Annotated in this window: 17 protein-coding genes and 2 pseudogenes; 18 read left to right on the forward strand and 1 reads right to left on the reverse strand. The window is 43.5% G+C overall.

Features of this window, described 5'->3' with window-relative positions:
- Positions 1 to 3: 3 nt before the first annotated feature.
- The 14 genes and pseudogenes from RE628_RS13385 (at position 4) to RE628_RS13450 (ending at position 13,157) form a co-directional block, all read left to right on the forward strand.
- Entirely contained in the window at positions 4 to 207 is a 204-nt protein-coding gene (locus tag RE628_RS13385) for a hypothetical protein (RefSeq protein WP_309159125.1), read from the forward strand.
- Between the two features lie 5 nt (positions 208 to 212).
- Positions 213 to 404 (forward strand): hypothetical protein, encoded by a 192-nt coding sequence (locus RE628_RS13390; RefSeq protein ID WP_309159126.1) that lies wholly within the window; start codon positions 213 to 215, stop codon positions 402 to 404.
- Positions 405 to 475: 71 nt separating this feature from the next.
- Positions 476 to 1,114 carry a TetR/AcrR family transcriptional regulator gene (locus RE628_RS13395; RefSeq protein ID WP_309159127.1) on the forward strand — a complete coding sequence of 213 codons (639 nt, stop codon included), beginning with the start codon at positions 476 to 478 and terminating at the stop codon, positions 1,112 to 1,114.
- A gap of 317 nt (positions 1,115 to 1,431) precedes the next feature.
- Positions 1,432 to 1,845: a Rossmann-fold NAD(P)-binding domain-containing protein gene (locus RE628_RS13400; RefSeq protein ID WP_309159128.1), complete on the forward strand. Its 414-nt coding sequence runs from the start codon at positions 1,432 to 1,434 to the stop codon at positions 1,843 to 1,845.
- The gene (locus tag RE628_RS13405) at positions 1,827 to 2,288 is read left to right on the forward strand and encodes a Rossmann-fold NAD(P)-binding domain-containing protein (protein WP_309159129.1); all 462 of its coding nucleotides are present in this window, start codon (positions 1,827 to 1,829) and stop codon (positions 2,286 to 2,288) included. Before RE628_RS13400 ends, RE628_RS13405 begins: the two co-directional genes overlap by 19 nt.
- 75 nt (positions 2,289 to 2,363) lie before the next feature.
- Positions 2,364 to 3,206 carry an NAD-dependent epimerase/dehydratase family protein gene (locus RE628_RS13410; protein ID WP_309159130.1) on the forward strand — a complete coding sequence of 281 codons (843 nt, stop codon included), beginning with the start codon at positions 2,364 to 2,366 and terminating at the stop codon, positions 3,204 to 3,206.
- Positions 3,207 to 3,309: 103 nt separating this feature from the next.
- Positions 3,310 to 3,660 (forward strand): MarR family winged helix-turn-helix transcriptional regulator, encoded by a 351-nt coding sequence (locus RE628_RS13415; RefSeq protein WP_309159131.1) that lies wholly within the window; start codon positions 3,310 to 3,312, stop codon positions 3,658 to 3,660.
- Positions 3,661 to 3,714: 54 nt separating this feature from the next.
- Positions 3,715 to 4,548: an alpha/beta fold hydrolase gene (locus tag RE628_RS13420; protein ID WP_309159132.1), complete on the forward strand. Its 834-nt coding sequence runs from the start codon at positions 3,715 to 3,717 to the stop codon at positions 4,546 to 4,548.
- Between the two features lie 71 nt (positions 4,549 to 4,619).
- Positions 4,620 to 5,423, forward strand: a complete 804-nt coding sequence (locus RE628_RS13425) for a DUF2935 domain-containing protein (protein WP_309159133.1) — start codon at positions 4,620 to 4,622, stop codon at positions 5,421 to 5,423.
- A gap of 159 nt (positions 5,424 to 5,582) precedes the next feature.
- Entirely contained in the window at positions 5,583 to 7,202 is a 1,620-nt protein-coding gene (locus tag RE628_RS13430) for an ATP-binding protein (protein ID WP_309159134.1), read from the forward strand.
- Positions 7,199 to 8,827 (forward strand): thiamine pyrophosphate-binding protein, encoded by a 1,629-nt coding sequence (locus RE628_RS13435; protein WP_309159135.1) that lies wholly within the window; start codon positions 7,199 to 7,201, stop codon positions 8,825 to 8,827. The genes RE628_RS13430 and RE628_RS13435 overlap by 4 nt, the downstream gene beginning before the upstream one ends.
- Before the next feature lie 42 nt (positions 8,828 to 8,869).
- Positions 8,870 to 12,008, forward strand: a pseudogene (locus tag RE628_RS13440) (ATP-binding protein).
- A 71-nt stretch (positions 12,009 to 12,079) separates the two neighbouring features.
- On the forward strand, positions 12,080 to 12,271 hold the full coding sequence (locus RE628_RS13445; protein ID WP_309159136.1) for a hypothetical protein: 192 nt from the start codon (positions 12,080 to 12,082) through the stop codon (positions 12,269 to 12,271).
- Positions 12,272 to 12,278: 7 nt separating this feature from the next.
- Positions 12,279 to 13,157, forward strand: coding sequence for a winged helix DNA-binding domain-containing protein (locus tag RE628_RS13450; protein ID WP_309159137.1), 879 nt, complete (start codon positions 12,279 to 12,281; stop codon positions 13,155 to 13,157).
- A gap of 122 nt (positions 13,158 to 13,279) precedes the next feature.
- Here the strand turns inward: RE628_RS13450 and RE628_RS13455 are convergent, their stop codons facing one another.
- Complete coding sequence (locus RE628_RS13455; RefSeq protein WP_309159460.1) at positions 13,280 to 13,522, reverse strand: COG4705 family protein; 243 nt, start codon at positions 13,520 to 13,522, stop codon at positions 13,280 to 13,282.
- Positions 13,523 to 13,530: 8 nt separating this feature from the next.
- Between RE628_RS13455 and RE628_RS13460 the strand changes: the two genes are divergently transcribed.
- The 4 genes and pseudogenes from RE628_RS13460 to RE628_RS13475 all read left to right on the forward strand — a co-directional run bounded on the left by RE628_RS13460 (position 13,531) and on the right by RE628_RS13475 (position 16,735).
- The gene (locus RE628_RS13460; RefSeq protein WP_309159138.1) at positions 13,531 to 14,511 is read left to right on the forward strand and encodes a redoxin domain-containing protein; all 981 of its coding nucleotides are present in this window, start codon (positions 13,531 to 13,533) and stop codon (positions 14,509 to 14,511) included.
- A gap of 144 nt (positions 14,512 to 14,655) precedes the next feature.
- Positions 14,656 to 15,072, forward strand: a complete 417-nt coding sequence (locus RE628_RS13465; RefSeq protein ID WP_309159139.1) for a hypothetical protein — start codon at positions 14,656 to 14,658, stop codon at positions 15,070 to 15,072.
- 92 nt (positions 15,073 to 15,164) lie between these two features.
- Positions 15,165 to 16,113, forward strand: a pseudogene (locus tag RE628_RS13470) (helix-turn-helix transcriptional regulator).
- A gap of 73 nt (positions 16,114 to 16,186) precedes the next feature.
- A complete protein-coding gene (locus RE628_RS13475; RefSeq protein WP_309159461.1) occupies positions 16,187 to 16,735 on the forward strand; it encodes a DinB family protein in 549 nt (182 codons plus the stop codon).
- Positions 16,736 to 16,813 lie beyond the last annotated feature (78 nt).

A 16,813-nucleotide genomic window follows, 5' to 3' on the forward strand; every position in this document is an offset into this window, starting at 1 on the left:
GGGATGCTTACGATGGGAGCCAGTTTATTTATACTGATCTGGTCCTTGCACATTGATGCCGTACATTTATTCCATTGGCAAAATATTATGATTCTCTTGGTATATGGGCTAGGTTTGGGCATGGCGACAACGCCGCTGGCTAATATGATCCTGCATCAGGTGCCCCCGACATTGGCCGGGACCGGTTCGGGCTGTTCACCACCTTGATGTATTTGGCGAATGTTTTTGGAGTAGCATTAATTAGCATTTTATTCTCGGCTGCTCTGCGCTCCCCACTTGCGGAAGCCAGCCTGGAAGACTATGTTCGAGCTTTCTCCTTGTCGACTGCAGTGAGCGGGGGATTGGCTATTGCGGCATTTGGCTGCATAAGCAGGATAAGAGAGAGGGAGGGCTGCGCAGAGTGAATGATTGACAAGCTTGATTATCATTAGTTAATTTATTAATATAAGTTAACTAAATTAATAGGATGATGAGCATGGCTAATACGGATATTTCTTTAAGAGAGATCAAGAAGGCGAGAGCTAAAATTGCATTATATGAAGCTAGTCTGTCTCTAATGGAAGATAAGATGTTTCACGAAGTTATGGTAGAGGAGATTTGTCAGATAGCGGAGTTATCGCGTGTTACTTTCTTTAAATTTTTTCCGAAAAAAGAAGATGTGCTTATCTATTTCATGCAAATATGGCTCACAGAACGGATCATTGAAATCGAGAACATGAATAAGCATAGTTTCGATGCTATCAGGCATTTGTTGTACAAAGTAGGAGAGCAAGCCGAGACGATCACTGGCGTTATGCCAAGCTTGATTTCTTTCCTCGCGCAGATGAAAATGCATCCCGCTCTTCAGGATTTAAGTAAAGCTGAGATACGGCTCTTGTTCCCCCAAGAAGAGGAAATAGGAGGTAAGACACCGAATCTTTACGATCTTTTTAAACGCAGCATGATTGAAGCTGAGGGATCGGGGCAGCTCAAGCAGGGAATATCCGTCGAAATTGCGGTGAAGATATTGTTCACGATTTTTTATGGTTCTTTTCTGACTGCTCAACAATATGCTTCTACCGATATTATCGGATTCTATGAAGCTCATCTTCAATTGCTAGAAAATCATTCATGAATTAATCTGGAACTATCATCATCAAGTGCTGATCTTATACAAATAAGCCAATGCCGTTTAATACGGTGTTGGCTTTTTAGCTTTTATATTGTTGTGAAATCCAACTGTAGTAATAGTCATTATTATTTACATAAATATATTTATTTACTCAAGTAAAGTTTTATATTATAATTTGCCTTATCAGATTTATGATCTCAATATTGGGAAGGGAGATTTATAATGGCTACAGGGAATGATGGGTTGCATGTTGTGGTTGGTACAGGACCGCTAGGGATGGCGGTTATGGAGGAGCTTCTACATAGGGGAAAAGCGTAAGGATGGTGAATAGAAGTGGTAGGGCGACTGTACCTTCAGGAGTACAAGTCGTTAAAGGGGATGCCGCTGATGTCGTAAGCATCGGTCAAGCTTGCAAGGGGGCTTCAGTTATATATCATTGCGCCAAGGCGCCTTATACTGAATGGCCGGAGAAGTTCCCGCCAATCATGAAGGGCATCATTGATGCAGCCGCAGGGGAAGAAGCCAAAATTGTCTATGGCGATAATCTATATATGTATGGAAGTAAGTATGAAGTACTTACAGAAGAATTGCCGAATGACGCAATCGGGCGTAAAGGTAGAACTCGCGCTCAAATGGCTGATGCGCTACTGGCTGCGCATCATAGTGGGAAGGTAAGGGCGGTAATAGGCCGCGGCGCTGACTTTACGGTCCTAGAGTGCTGGATTCCTCATTAGGCGAACGAATCTTTCAGGCCGCGCTAGATGACAAGCCCGCTGAAGTGCTGGGAAATATCGATATTCCTCATACATATCTATATATCCGCGATTTTGCGAAAGGCCTGGTTACACTTGGAGAGCGTGAAGAGGCTTTAGGTCAGGTCTGGCATATACCGGGCGCAGCTACCTTAACGACTAGACAAATAGTGGATATGATCTATGAAGCGGCTGGTAAGCAGCCCAAATTCCGCGTCGCGCCCAAATTCTTCGTATCTCTGATGGCCTTGTTCAACGCCAATATGAGAGAGATCAAAGAGATGCTCTATTTATTTGAGAAACCGTTCATGGTCGATTCGAGTAAGTATGAAAAAGTGTTTGGTACGGATACAACACCACATGAGCTAGCGATTACAGAAACGATGGCTTGGTTTAAAAATAGGTCTGTTCAATTCAAATCATAATTTGTACTTATGGTTAGTAATCTAGTGTGTTAACATAAAAATTACCAATTAGAATTTATAATTGGAGGCAAGTATATGAAGATATTCGTAGCAGGAGCAACGGGAGTGATCGGCCGTCTGCTGCTCCCCAAATTGGTGGAAGCGGGGCATGAAGTTGTTGGAATGACCCGCAATACGGAAAGTACAGAGCTTATTCGTACATCAGGTGCAGAAGCCCTTGTACTTGATATTTTTGATCGTAAAGCTGTATTCTCTGCTATGAAGGATGTCCGACCTGATGTTGTCATACATCAGCTCACCTCATTAAGTGATCGGGACTTCAAGGAAAATGCCAGAATTAGAATTGAGGGGACTCGTAATTTAGTGGATGCTGCGAAGGCCGCAGGGGTGAAGCGACTGATCGCACAGAGTATTGCCTGGGCATATGAACCAGGTGATCAGCCAGCTTGCGAAGAAGACTCACTCGATATAGACGCTCCCTTACCGCGTAAATCAAACATCGATGGTATCATCGCTTTAGAGCGGGCGGTGGCTGAAATCCCGGATCATGTGATTTTGCGTTACGGGATGTTTTATGGTCCTGGAACATGGTACGACATTGATGGTGAAATGGCGAAGAAGGTGTTGAATCATCAGCTCCCAGCAACAGATGGAGTGATGTCATTTCTTCATGTCGAGGATGCGGCCCATGCGGCATTGTTGGCTTTGAATTGGCCGGTCGGTCCAATCAATATCGTGGATAATGAGCCTGCTCCGGGAACCCTGTGGCTATCGGTTTACGCGGAAGCTCTGCAAGCCACTGCTCCAGAATATCAAGAGGGAAGACAGGGCTGGGAACGAGGCGCATCGAACGTAAAAGCAAGGACAGTATATGGTTGGGAGCCGTTATATCCTACATGGAACCTTACTTCCTTTTGACATTAGTTTGACATCAAACTATAATAGGGCCATGCAAACAAGAGACATTGTTTCATTAATTTCGAAAATTAGAGAGAAAGTCAATCGGTTTATTGTATCAGAGATGGCGAAGAACGGGATGGAAGGCATAGGCACTTCACATGGCGATATCATTTACGCACTTCTTAATATGCCTAGAATGACTATGGCCGATATATCTCAAAGGATCAATAAGGATAAGTCGACAGTGACTGCACTTGTTGAGAAGCTAGTTCAACTGGGATATGTAACTAAGGAAAGGAGCCAAGAAGACGCGAGAGTTGTTTATGTTGCCTTAACTCCCAAAGGAAGTGAATTAGAGCAGATCTTTGAATCGATATCCCACAACATGTTAGATGTATTTTACTTCAACATCTCTGATGAAGAAAAAGAAGAATTGCTTAGAGTTTTATCAAAGATATATAACAATTTCTAATTTTTTTTGAATGAATAGTTTGATATCAAACTAAATGATTATGGAGGAATCAATATGAAAGACTATACGAAATCATTACCACATCATACAGAGAAGTACGTTGGAGAGAACGATTTGTTTCTCGAAATATTTGAAGGAGAAGACCTTGCGGAGACAAATGAATTAAGACCTCCTTTGTTATTTGTGCATGGTGCCTTTACAGGCAGCTGGATGTGGAGTAAATACATTCCTCATTTTATTCGTGAGGGTTGGACCTGTTATTGTATGAATGTGAGAAGTCACTACAAGAGCAGACAACTGGATATGACGAAAATAACTTTTGAGGATTATTTGGATGATATTAAAGAGATCTTGAAGGAGTGTAAGTTCCCTCCGATTGTAGTCGGATTTAGCATGGGCGGAATTCTGGGTCAGAAACTGGCCGAGACCGTAAAACTCGCTGGTCTGGTATTAATCGACTCCGTAATCAGCAGAGAAGTTCATGATGTAGCGCCATACGAGGAATTAGCACAGACCATTACTGAGATCATCGTACATGCCCCGGCACGTGAAGAGCTCTCCAGCATCGATGAATCTACGGAGGATATTGAATTTCAAAGAAAGTACTTAGCCATGGAGTCAACCCAGGCGTACAATGCATTTTCTTTTTCAACGGAATCACAAGGTATATCTATAGACAACGCTTCAATTTCTTGCCCTTGTCTGGTAATTAAAGCCGTCAATAGTGATAATGATGATCGCCATGGGAAGATAACTGCAGAGCTGCTTCGCGGAGATTATCTCGGGCTATGGAATATGACGCACACCGGCGTGCTTGTAGGACAGAGATACATGGAATCGGCCCGGAAAATACTGGAATGGTTGAGGTTGCATGAAGTAGCGGCTTAATAAAAATTTGTATCATTTACCTCCGAGTATCGTCATACACCTTCTTTAGAACGAATAAAGGAGGTTCTCCATTGGATCAATCGGCACTTTTCGAGCATCGCTTCTGGCTGCAAATCTTAGGTGATCACTCAAGATTTATTTTCAACACACTCTCACCGAAAGAAACAGCAGATATACAAACCGCACATCAGTTTATTCAAGCCTTCGACCAGCTTCTCAATCAAACGCGTGATATAGATTCGGTTGCTCAGCTTGGAACGCTAAATAAGCATGCCTACAGTCTGACCGTAAACCTGCGACAATTCAAGTTGAACATTCTGGAACGTCAACTCGTCAAGCAAATTACGATTGGGTTGACGCCAACCTTCCTGAATCATATGGTCAATGAGCTTGAGGAGTACTTGCGTATTTTGAACTGCTTACTAGAGGGGAAGCCAGTCCCACAATTCGATGCGCTGCATCATGATTTTCTGTGGCTGTCTGACGCAGCCGCTCATGCTGCAATTATATCCAGTGATTTGGATTTTGTTGAGAAGCGGTTGATTGACAGAAGTCGGGCCTTTGAGGGACATTTTCAACAGTTTTATTTGAAGAGTATTGAAATGGCCGGTTTCATGAGGACAGAACTTCGGGATTTCCCAGCTTTCCGGAGATTCCATATAGATGTTGACATGGAGATGAATATATTCAGGGCCTTTTTGAAAGAACTGGAGGATTTGGAGCTGTCGGCAGAAGTGCTAGACCGCATTTCACCACTTATACCGGATCATATGATGAGGGAAGAGTGCTATTACTTAATGAAGCTAGCTCAATTAGGCTTGGTACATGATCCAGAATGTACACCGGATAAACCAAGAATAGAAGAGAAGATCTAACATAGCCGCTGTATAGCGGCTTTTTCCATTTATAGATCGGTTTATCAAGTTTAGCGCACCAGGCAGTATTATTATTAATATCTACTATTGATCCGATAAAATATATAGTATTAGATGTTCAGAATATAGTATAATTTGCTAATCTGAGGGGGCTATCTTATGGAAAACAATATTCTTGCTGAAATTCGCCGGCGTTGTATCGAGAATGGAATGCAGCCGACGGATGTCCCTTCTCCATTAACAAAGGTGACTGACGAACACTTACAGAAGCAAAAGAGGCTTTATGCTGACATCTTAGAGGTTACGGAGATTATTGGAGAAAACACAATCAAGCTACTAAATGGTCAGATGGTGCTATTCCTGGTTACGGATGATAAAGGTCTCGTTATTGATTCCTTCGGGGATCGCATCATGAAAGAGAACTTATCGCAATTAAATATTACAGAGGGGAGTGTGCTGGTTGAGCCTGAAGTGGGTATTTGCGCAACCCTTATCGCCCTTGACAAGAAAATTCCTTTCCAGACGGTAGGAACGGATCATTTCCATCTTGCTCTGCACGATTCGGCGTGTCACAGTGTTCCTTTTTCTTTCCCTGATGATTATGGTGGACAAGGGGTATTGCAGGGTACGATTTCACTGATGACAAGCGTCGTTGATTTTAGCAATTATCCGCTAGCTATGCTAGTAAACATGGTAGATTCGATGGCGCGAGAGTTGATCTTGAGAAGAACGAATCAGCGTCAATTGGATTTGCATCATCTTATGGTAAATAACCTTGATACGGGCATTCTCTTGGTTGATCGTCAGGGGTTCATAGTTGATTTTAACAAGATTGTGATTAACATGATTCCGGATTGCATTTCGGTCGGGCAAACTTCGCTTCATATAACTGAATTAGGAACATATATTCTGGAAGCGATTACGAAGGGACAGCCGCAGCGGGATATCGAAATTCACTACGACGTGAAAGGGGTACACACAGTTTGTTTGGTGGATATCATCCCTATCTTTGAGATGGGGAAAATTGAAGGAGCATATGCCCAGTTTCGCGATATTACTGAACGGTATTATCTTGAACAACAGGTGATTGTCAGTGAGAAACTTTCTGCGATTGGCAAACTGGCTGCTGGACTGGCGCACGAGATACGAAATCCGCTGACTACGATTATGGGCTTTGTACAAATCACTCGCTCACGTCCGCTTGACCCTGTAACTACACGTTATATGGGTTATGTTCAAGAAGAATTGGAACGCGTTAAGAATCTCGTATCCGATTTTGTAACTATGTCCAAACCATCCGTTCCCATCATAAAACCGATTGAAATCAATGCTTTTCTGGAAAGTGTACTCCGATTTATGGAAGGGCATGCAACGCTACATGATATTAGATTTACTACAAGTTTCTACACTACTGATCAGGATATCTTATATGCCGATGCAGCACAGATCAAGCAAGTATTGATCAATATTTTGCAAAATGCCGTTGAAGCTTCTAAGCCTAACGAGAAGGTTACTTTGAAGACGCGGAAACAGGATAACAGTTTAATCATCACTGTCTCTGACAATGGTATTGGGATTAGTCCAGAGAATCTGACTAAAGTTCAGAATCCTTTTTTTACGACCAAAGACAGTGGAACGGGGCTCGGATTATCTGTTTCTTACCGAATTATTAATAATCATAATGGAGAAATCACCATCGATTCTAGACTAGGTGTAGGTACGGATTTTAATATTCATTTACCTTTGACATGCAACAACATAAAGGAGTGTTCTATGTGAAAGATGTTGTGCAACTCTTAGTTGAGACCTTCGTCAAGCTTGGCATTTCACATGCTTTTGGAATTCCAGGAAAATCGGTCGCCCCTTTGATATTAGAATTTGGCAACCAGGATATTGAATTCATCTTGGGAAGACATGAGAGTGGGGCCGGATTCGCAGCCGGAGGCTATGCGCTTACGAATAACAAATTGGGGATAGTCGTAGCAACTTCAGGACCGGGAGGCACCAATCTTGTTACAGCCGCGGCACATGCGAAAATGAACTGCTTGCCTGTGCTCTTTATTACCGGACATGAGTCGGTAGCTGAAATGGGAATCCCGCAATGCCAAGATTCTTCGCAATTCGGTATTGATTTAGCAGAAATCATGAAACCTGTCACTTTGTTTAGTACGATGGTGACACGAGCCGATGCTTTTCCTGCGATCCTCACTTATGCTATGCGTGAAGCGATGACCGGACGAAAAGGACCTGTGCATCTATGTATTCCATTTGATGTGATGATCTCATCTGTCAGTGAGACAACTATTCATTTACCGTCTACTAGCATCGATTACATAGCTACCAACCTGACAGATGTCGTGGATCAGCTGCAAAATGCTCGTAACCCTGTTATTCTTGCAGGTAAGGGAGTAGTACTCTCGGGTGCACAGGAGTCACTCGCCAAGTTCGCAGAGAAGTATCATTTACCAATCGTTACAACCCCGGGTGGCAAAGGAAGCATTCATTCATCTCATCCTCTTTATTACGGACCTTTAGGTTTAGGTGGCCATCGAAGAGCTATGGATTTACTAGAATCAGATGTGGACTTGCTATTGGTAATGGGATCGCGTCTAAGTGATACCGCCTTGGCTGGTCTTGACCGTTCTCACTATCCTCAGCAAGTTATCCAGTTTGATATCGCTCGTGAATTTATGGGCGGTATTATACAAACGGAGTACATACCCGTCCTTGGAGATTTACGAACCAATTTAGATGAGATTTTACGTATTTATCCTCATGAACCAATCCATTTACATACAGCTACACCTTACCATGATCCACTCCCTGACTTGGAGTTTCTTTCTGTCGCAGAAGTCTGTCAATCTGTCAGTGATCTCATTCCGGAGAATACAACGATCTTTGCCGATGATGGAGCCCATGGCTATCATGCTGTCCGTTGGCTGGATCTCAAGCCTGGTGTGAAATTTTTCTTTGATTCTTATTTTGCCTCTATGGCTAATGCGATTGGGATGGCGATTGGAGCCAAGTTCGCCGATCGGGAGCGGAACGTCATTTGTTTAACAGGAGACGGTTGTATATTTATGTTAGGCTCTGAGATATCCACTTGTGTGGCTGAGCAGTTACCAGTGATATTTATCGTTATTAATAATGGGCAGCTGGATATGGCATTGAAAGGAATGCGGCAGTTTACCGGTCGAACGGATGGTACGATTTTCAAGCAACCTCTGGATGTCGCCGCTTATGCAGCTTCGATGGGAGCAGATAGCGCAAGATGTACAACACGTGACGAATTTAATCTGGTGTTCAAGCAAGCATTAAGTTTCAATAAGCCATTCGTCATTGATGTTATAGTGGATAAGGAAGAGATTCCTTCTTCCTTGGCAAGGGAAATGAAACTCGATTAAAGCGCTTGTAATAACAAATAATGAGTAAGAGAGGAATGTACCTTGGCGGATAATTCGCCAAATGAAGTCATGAAGAAAAGCCATGTTGTTCTATTGTTAATACTATTCGTAGCTACTCTATTTGGTCTACGTATTTTATGGATGGAGGTGTCTCCTCATCGAGATCAGGTTTCCATTCATAATGGGGAATTAGATTTACGTGATTGGGATGCAAAAGATGGAAATATTCTGTTGCTTGATGGGGAGTTGGAGTTCTACCCCTCACAATGGTTAATGAATGAGAATTCGGGACAAATACCGAACGGTAGAGCGCCTCGATTTCTCAATGTCCCTGGGGGTTGGGATGAAGCTCTGAACTACAAGGAACCAACACCATATGGTTATGGCTCCTATCGTTTACGCATTCATGTGAATCCGGCGAATGACATGAATTATAGCATTCGAATCATGAGCGTACGCTCATCCTCAGAGTTATACGTCAATGGTCGATTGCATGCTAAGTCCGGGCAAGTGGGGAGACGAAGGGGAATCTACGGCAAGAAATCTCCCCTATTCTTTCGACTTTGCAGCTGATGAGAACGGCGAGATCGATCTGGTGATTCAGGCGGCGAACTATGTGGATAGTCGAAGCAGTGGCATTGTGCGCTCAATTAAGTTCGGTTCAGTAGCGGCCATCGACAGAGATATGAAAATTTCTTCTTCCATGCAGTTTCTGGCCGCCATCATATTTCTGATACACTCTTTGTATGCACTTCTTTTATACGTGCTAGGCAACAAAGAGAGGAGACTGCTCTACTTCTCTCTGCTGACGTTATGCTTCGCACTCTCTGATATGTTCAGTAATGATGAGAAGTTGTTCCATCAATTATTTTATATCAGCTTGGATTGGGATTTTCGGATAACGAATATTTCTCTCATGGTCGGTTTTTTTGCCTTACTACAGTGTACGAATCATCGTGAACTTCCATATTGGAGAAGAATATATCCTTTGTATGTGGCATTGACTCTGGGAACGGCTATAATTACATTATTTTTAGAAATTAATCAGGTCATTATGTTCTTTCCGATGTATACGCTACTTGCGTTTACTGCCGGTCTGGTCACATTGATTTCGGTGTCTAAAATCGTCTTCTTCGATATTACAAAGCATTTGTTGCTGTTGTGTTCGATCCTAGCGCTATTCCATCATTTCCTCTGGGCATTATACTGGCGGGAAAGCAGCATGAGCATAGTTAGTTATCCATTTGATATGATCATTTCGATGGGCTTCTTAGCTTCTGTATGGTTCAAAGATTACTTCAAGATGCATGCGAATACTAAGGAACTTGCCGCCACATTGCAAAGAATGAATGACCATAAGGACCAGTTTTTAGCTAATACATCACATGAATTCAAAAATCCGCTGCATAGTATTTTGAACATGTCACAATCGGTATTAAAGAGGGAGCGCCATCTGCTGCAGGAGAGAAGTATCAATGAGCTTGAGAGGGTTCTTTCTGTAGGGCGTCGCCTAAACTTGATATTAAACGATTTGCTTGACGTGATGAGCTTGCGGGAAGGAAATCCACGTATGCAGCAAAAGGCCATACGCATTCAGCCGATCATAACTGGGGTTATTGATATGCTACAATTTAATGCGGAAGTGAAGTCCGTTCAAATTGTTAATCAAGTTGAGGATGATTTTCCTCCAGTCATTGCGGATGAGAACCGGATCGTGCAAATCGTCTTCAATTTACTACATAATGCTGTGAAGTATACGAATGAAGGGACAATCACGATCCAAGCTTCTGAAAAGGACAGTAGAGCCTATATTGTGATTACCGACTCCGGGATTGGAATGGATGAGGTTTTGCTTAAGCGTCTATTCCGTCCATATGAGCAAGCAGCCACGAACGAGACGATAATTGAAGGCGGTTTTGGATTAGGCTTAAGTATAAGCAAACAACTGGTTGAGCTTCATGGAGGAAGACTGGAAGTATCGTCTGTCCTAGGCAAAGGTTCTGAATTTACATTCTCATTACAACTTGCTTCTTTTGGAGCCGAGGTAGAGAATGAGACTTTTTCGATTTCTGATTCCTTTGCACAGATGGCTACAGAATTTATATCCGTACGAGAGGAAGTTTCAGCTGATCAGGAAATAGCGGAAATCCCCTTTGTTATGAAGGCAACAGCTTCAGACGAAATGAACCGTGATCGTCCGCTGATATTAGTTGTTGATGATGATCCCGTCAACCTTCAGGTACTTGAAGCTATACTGCCCATGGATGAGTATGATACAACGATGGTAACTAGCGGTAAGGAAGCGCTGGCTATGCTGGACGCCAAAGAATGGGATCTGGTCATCTCTGATATTATGATGCCGCATATGTCTGGATATGAACTAACGCAGATGATACGTGAGCGTTTTACACTCACGGAGCTTCCCATCTTGCTTCTTACGGCGAGAAGCCAACCGAAAGATATTCAATTCGGTTTCCTAGCGGGAGCGAATGATTATGTAACGAAGCCAGTGGAAGCGCTAGAAATAAGATTGCGAATCGAGGCGCTCGTCACGATAAAACAAAATGTACAGGAACAATTGCAGTTAGAAGCAGCGTGGTTGCAAGCGCAAATTCAGCCTCACTTCCTATTCAATGCTTTAAATTCAATCGCTGCATTAAGTGAAGTGAATCTGGGTAAAATGCAGGATCTGCTAAATGAGTTCAGTCATTTCTTGAGAAGTAAATTCAGCTTTCAGAACATGGATGGACTTGTTCCCATCGAAGAGGAGCTCAGTCTAGTACGCTCTTATCTATATATTGAGAAGGTTCGGTTTGATGAACGACTAGAGGTGATATGGGAAGTCGATGGCTGTGAGGGCTTGAAAGTACCTTTCCTGTCGATCCAGCCTTTGGTTGAAAATGCGATAAGACATGGTATTATGAAGCGCTCCCGTGGCGGAAAGGTAATCATTCGAATTTCTAATTATGACACGTATACAGAAATAACCGTTGAAGACGACGGGATCGGAATGGATGAAGTCCAATTGCAGCGTATTCTGGAGAGAAGAGCTGACCGCAGTACGGGAGTTGGTCTGATCAATACGGATCAGCGTCTAAAACGGCACTTCGGAACAGGACTTCATATTGAAAGTACGTTAGATTCAGGGACGAAGGTTACTTTTTATGTATACGACAGGTGAGTGGTAATTCAAAATGATGCCCTATGGCGGATTCTTAATATTCATCGATTTACATTGGGAGGCCTGTGACCATGCAGAACATTGTTGATTTACGTTTATTCAATCAGCTTATCTCTGGAGGGAAGCCAGATAAGCCTGAACAGGTCGCAAAACATCTGGGTGCTTTGCAGGCACAAGACTATCATCAAGCTCTATGGGCCATTGGATTGCGCATGTCATCGGGTACAGTGGCGGACATTCGAGCAAAGCATTGCAGATCATAAAATTTTATTGACTTGGCCGATGCGCGGTACGATTCATTTTGTTCCTGCGGAAGATGTGAAATGGATGCTAAAACTATTGGCTACGCGTACTCTGGCTAAGGATGCTCGAAGACAGAAGCAGTTGGAACTTAATCAGGAGATCATCGAACGCGTCAAGCAGATGTTCTATGATGTACTGTGTGGGAACAAACGGAAAACTCGACCACAGCTTATGCAAATGTTGGAGGAAGAAGGGATCAGCACGAAGAACCAGCGGGGGTATCACCTTCTTTGGTATCTTTCACAATCGGGTCTCATCTGTCAGGGGCCGAGGGAAGGCAAGCAGCAAACTTTTGTATTGTTGGAGGAGTGGGTGCCGAGTGCCAAGGAATTCTCCATGGAAGAATCGATTGGGATACTCGCCGAACGTTATTTTACAGGCCACGGGCCTGCTACTGTTCAAGATTTTGCCTGGTGGGCAGGCATCACGCTCTCAAATGCCCGACAAGGGATCGAAGCTGCTAAGTCCCGTCTGGTTTCGGATAAAATAAACGGTCAGGAGTATTGGTGGGCTGGGTCTTTACAAGATGGATCAATGGAGGAAAGACCAAGCGTCTATCTTCTTCCGGGGTTCGATGAGTATTTGCTCGGTTATAAGGATCGTAGTGCGGTATTAAGAGCTGAATATGCACCCCGCATTATTCCCGGTAATAACGGAATGTTTATGCCTACTATCGTCATCGATGGTCAGATCGCCGGAATATGGAAACGATCCATTAAGAGCAAAGGAATAGATATCGAATTTGATTTTGTTTACTTCTCTAACAGGCAGAGAAGAGAGCATTATCAAGGCTGCCGAGCGATATTGTTCATTTATGGGGCTACCTTTAGCTCAGGTATCTTTTAAGTAATATTAACATCTGGGCTTTTTGTACGAACCGCCGCTAATACGACGTCAATCGTATTTGTTGATTGAGAGAGGTAATCTCCTAAAGAAGCTCCGAGTGGACGAGTAAGAATGCGAGCAATCTAAAACGCTAATATTCCATCAAGTTTCAAGAATTTCCATGCTAAGAATACACAAGCGATGATAATGATGACTGTTATTTCTGTAAGAAGATAACCAAGACCGAGTTGTTCAGAAAATAAATCGCCGACGGCAGTTTCTAATGCAAAGGTGAAAAGAATGGTGAGCCAATAGAAAACTTCTCTTAAATAGTCTATGCATGAGATGATATAGTAAATATATATATAAGAAGGGGGCGATTGCACTGCCAAATTTGCAATTTGGCACGTTTGTGCTGAATATCGAACTGTTAATTTATTTGATTGCTGGTATCATCGGCGTTCTGGCGGTTCGTTTTCGGGAAAGAGATCGTCCACATCAGGAGCGACTCGTATCGGACGCTTGGAATGCCGTCTTTCTATGGTTGATTGTTTGGAAGCTAAGCTTGATTTTGTTCGACTTCAAGGGGGTCATCCAGCATCCGCTCTCTTTAGTCTTCTTTAGCGGAGGGCTGAAAGGTGTCTTGATAGCGTCCATTGTTGCGGTCGCTTATTTATTTCTACGGAATTATCGCCGGGTAAGAAGCTGGGAGGCGATGTTGGTTGTAGTGAGCTGGGGGGCAGGGATGGCGGCGACTGCATTCCTCGGTTTCATTCTTCTAAGCGGCCCGTCCGGCGTAGCTGATTATTTGGGACTGGCTGTATCGGTTACATTACTTGCTTTCCTTCTTAGTCCGTCGACTAGGATCGCAGCCCAATCGCTTGGAGTTGTACTCATCGTCGTGATGTTAGGGGTTACGATACTCAATACAACGGGAGGCAAGAGTGTTCGCCAGGATCAAGCTGCTCCTGATTTCGAATTGACAGACTTAGACGGAAAATCTGTTAGACTATCCGACTACCGTGGCAAAACCGTCGTCATGAATTTCTGGGCAACCTGGTGTCGTGTATGTCAAGCAGAGATGCCTCATATGGAGAGGTTTTATCAAGATCAACAGAATCAGGACGACGTTGTCGTTCTATCTATCAATGCAACGAGCCAGGAGCGAAGCAGCGATAATGTAGAAAATTATGTAGATAAAGAAGGACTAAGCTTTCCTATCGTGCTGGACAAGGATGGAGACGTGTTGAAAGAATATAAGGTAACTGCGTATCCGACCACTTATATTATCGATCCTTCGGGTAACATCCGAGAGCGCTATCTGGGTGCGGTCAGCTTCGATAGTATTAAGAAGGCAGCGAATAGAGTGGATTAGGGGATACTCCGAGATGAGCTGGTAATTTTAATAATTAAAATTCATACGAATCTTCCAGAGGAATTGTTCATGGTTGTACCGAAATATACTAGTACTGCTTCATCAAACATTTGGGCTATATGACCGAAAAGGAGCGTGCAAAGTATGGAAGCAAAATTATCAAGTGAAGAGTCTGCATTGATCATGCAGAGTGTTCAGGATTTCTTGTCAAAAATACGAAGAGAGTGTGAAGACTCCTCAGATAAGGAGTTCCTCTCTCAACAGATTAAGGTTGCCCAATCGGTATTCGAACAAGTTCTTGATTTAAGATTATCAGATGATGGCAAGACGATCAGTACTATAGGGGAAGTTCCAGTTAGAGATTTGGCGTTCAAAGCAAATTACACATATCATGGCCGAGATAAAATAACTAGAACGGGAAGTATTGTCGTAGAAGTTAGCCATAAGGCTTTCGTTAAGCAAGCTGTTAAAGATCGACTTCACAAGGATCGTGGCTGGGAACAAGGATGGATATTTGTAGGCTCGATTGAGCAAGTAGACAACATGGATGGAGCAAAATGAATTAGAGATTCCAAGTCCATATATCCAAATTGAAGGGAAGTTCAGGCCGCCAAGTAGGCGGCTTTTTCTATACTTTCAGGAGGGAAGTTAAAATGAACAAAACCGAACGGCAGCTCGCTATTACGCTTGAACTGCAGCGGACTAAGATGCTCAAAGCGGAAGATTTGGCGGCTCAGTTTGAGACGAGTGTGCGGACGATATATCGTGATATTCAAGCCCTTAGCGAGGCCGGAGTCCCGATCGTTGGAGCTCCCGGACAGGGATATTCTCTGATGGAAGGGTATTTTTTGCCACCTGTCGGTTTTACGGCAGATGAGGCAGTAGCCTTACTTATGGGAACGGATTTTATCGAGCAGAAGTTGGATGGCGAATACGTCAGTGCTTCTAAGGCGGCCAGGCGGAAAATCGAAGCGGTTCTGCCGGAACAGGTGCGCGGCGAATCAGCGCGTGTACGGGAAACAATGCGCCTTCTTCATATTAGAGAATCGGTAATGGGTCGGAAAGAGAAGGATTATCTTGGACAAGTACGGCGTGCGATTCTGGAACGTCGTAAATTAAGTTTTACGTATCTGAAAAAAATGTCAGAATTGGACGGGAAACGCGAAAGCAGGCGGGAGGTTGCTCCATACGGACTGGTGCTTGTTCAGGGAAACTGGATGTTGATTGCATACTGTGATCTACGGCAGGATATCCGTCATTTCCGATTGTCACGGATGACGGAGCTTACCGTGTTAGAAGAGCGCTTTTCCATGCTGCCCGGATTTGACCTGAGCCGTTACCGCCCACCTGACGACCGAAACATGCGGATAGTGGTTCGGGTGAATCTTGATATTGCCGACAAAATCGCCGAGACCTGGTAATTTTTATATGGAAGCGATGGAGGCGCGGAAGGACAATTTTCTGGTCACTTTTCGCGTTAGGCATATGGAAGAATTGCTGCCTTATATCCTTGGCTGGGGTGGAGACGTCGAGGTGTTGGAACCAGAATCTTTCCGACTTCGCATTCGGTCAGAGGTAGAAAAAATACTAAAACGCTACTGACATACTGTTGTCAGTAGCGTTTTTTTATATTAAGAATATACCTACTATTTATTGATGAGGAGTTGTTTACTTGATGAGAAGTACACAGGAAGCATTACAGGAGTTTGAAGCGACGGTAGAACGTTATTTACTCGAACTGGACAACCTCGATTTGAAGCAGACGCTTCAAAAACCGAACGAGGAGGAATGGTCCATCGGGCAAATGTATATGCATTTGATTCAATCGGCTCAATATATGCAATTACAACATGTCGACCAATGTTTAACAGAAAGTAATGAAACCTTGGCTCACGAAGAAGAAAAAACGGAGCAAGGTAGGATCATATTCGAGCAAGGAAGTTTTCCTCCCATTCGGATTCGAGTCCCGGCTTCGCCTCAATACACTCCGCAGCAGCCGGAAAGCAAGGAACAACTTACGGAAGGGCTTCATAGTGTGGTAGAGCGGATGAGACGAACGGAACCCGCCTTGAGTCAGGCATCCCTACGGCACAAGATCGCTCATCCCAGATTCGGCGCGTTAAACGCCAAAGAATGGTTCTTGTTGGTCGAAATGCATTATCGGCATCACTTATCGCAGTTGGAACGTTTGAAAATGGAGCTTTCATCGACAAATAAAGTATAATATACCAAAGAACCACCGAAGGATGAAAATCCTGTTGGGTGGTTCTTTTTTCTTGCGTCTACTATGCCAGAATTACAG

The organism is Paenibacillus sp. D2_2 (assembly GCF_031199965.1).
In the GTDB taxonomy this organism is placed as follows: Bacteria; Bacillota; Bacilli; order Paenibacillales; family Paenibacillaceae; genus Fontibacillus.

Coding starts and splice junctions, on each gene's coding strand:
- RE628_RS13385 (WP_309159125.1), top strand. CDS start 4: ATGCTTACGATGGGAGCCAGTTTATTTATACTGATCTGGTCCTTGCAC.
- RE628_RS13445 (WP_309159136.1), top strand. CDS start 12,080: ATGCAGAACATTGTTGATTTACGTTTATTCAATCAGCTTATCTCTGGA.
- RE628_RS13400 (WP_309159128.1), top strand. CDS start 1,432: ATGGTGAATAGAAGTGGTAGGGCGACTGTACCTTCAGGAGTACAAGTC.
- RE628_RS13410 (WP_309159130.1), top strand. CDS start 2,364: ATGAAGATATTCGTAGCAGGAGCAACGGGAGTGATCGGCCGTCTGCTG.
- RE628_RS13395 (WP_309159127.1), top strand. CDS start 476: ATGGCTAATACGGATATTTCTTTAAGAGAGATCAAGAAGGCGAGAGCT.
- RE628_RS13465 (WP_309159139.1), top strand. CDS start 14,656: ATGGAAGCAAAATTATCAAGTGAAGAGTCTGCATTGATCATGCAGAGT.
- RE628_RS13420 (WP_309159132.1), top strand. CDS start 3,715: ATGAAAGACTATACGAAATCATTACCACATCATACAGAGAAGTACGTT.
- RE628_RS13415 (WP_309159131.1), top strand. CDS start 3,310: ATGGCGAAGAACGGGATGGAAGGCATAGGCACTTCACATGGCGATATC.
- RE628_RS13430 (WP_309159134.1), top strand. CDS start 5,583: ATGGAAAACAATATTCTTGCTGAAATTCGCCGGCGTTGTATCGAGAAT.
- RE628_RS13475 (WP_309159461.1), top strand. CDS start 16,187: ATGAGAAGTACACAGGAAGCATTACAGGAGTTTGAAGCGACGGTAGAA.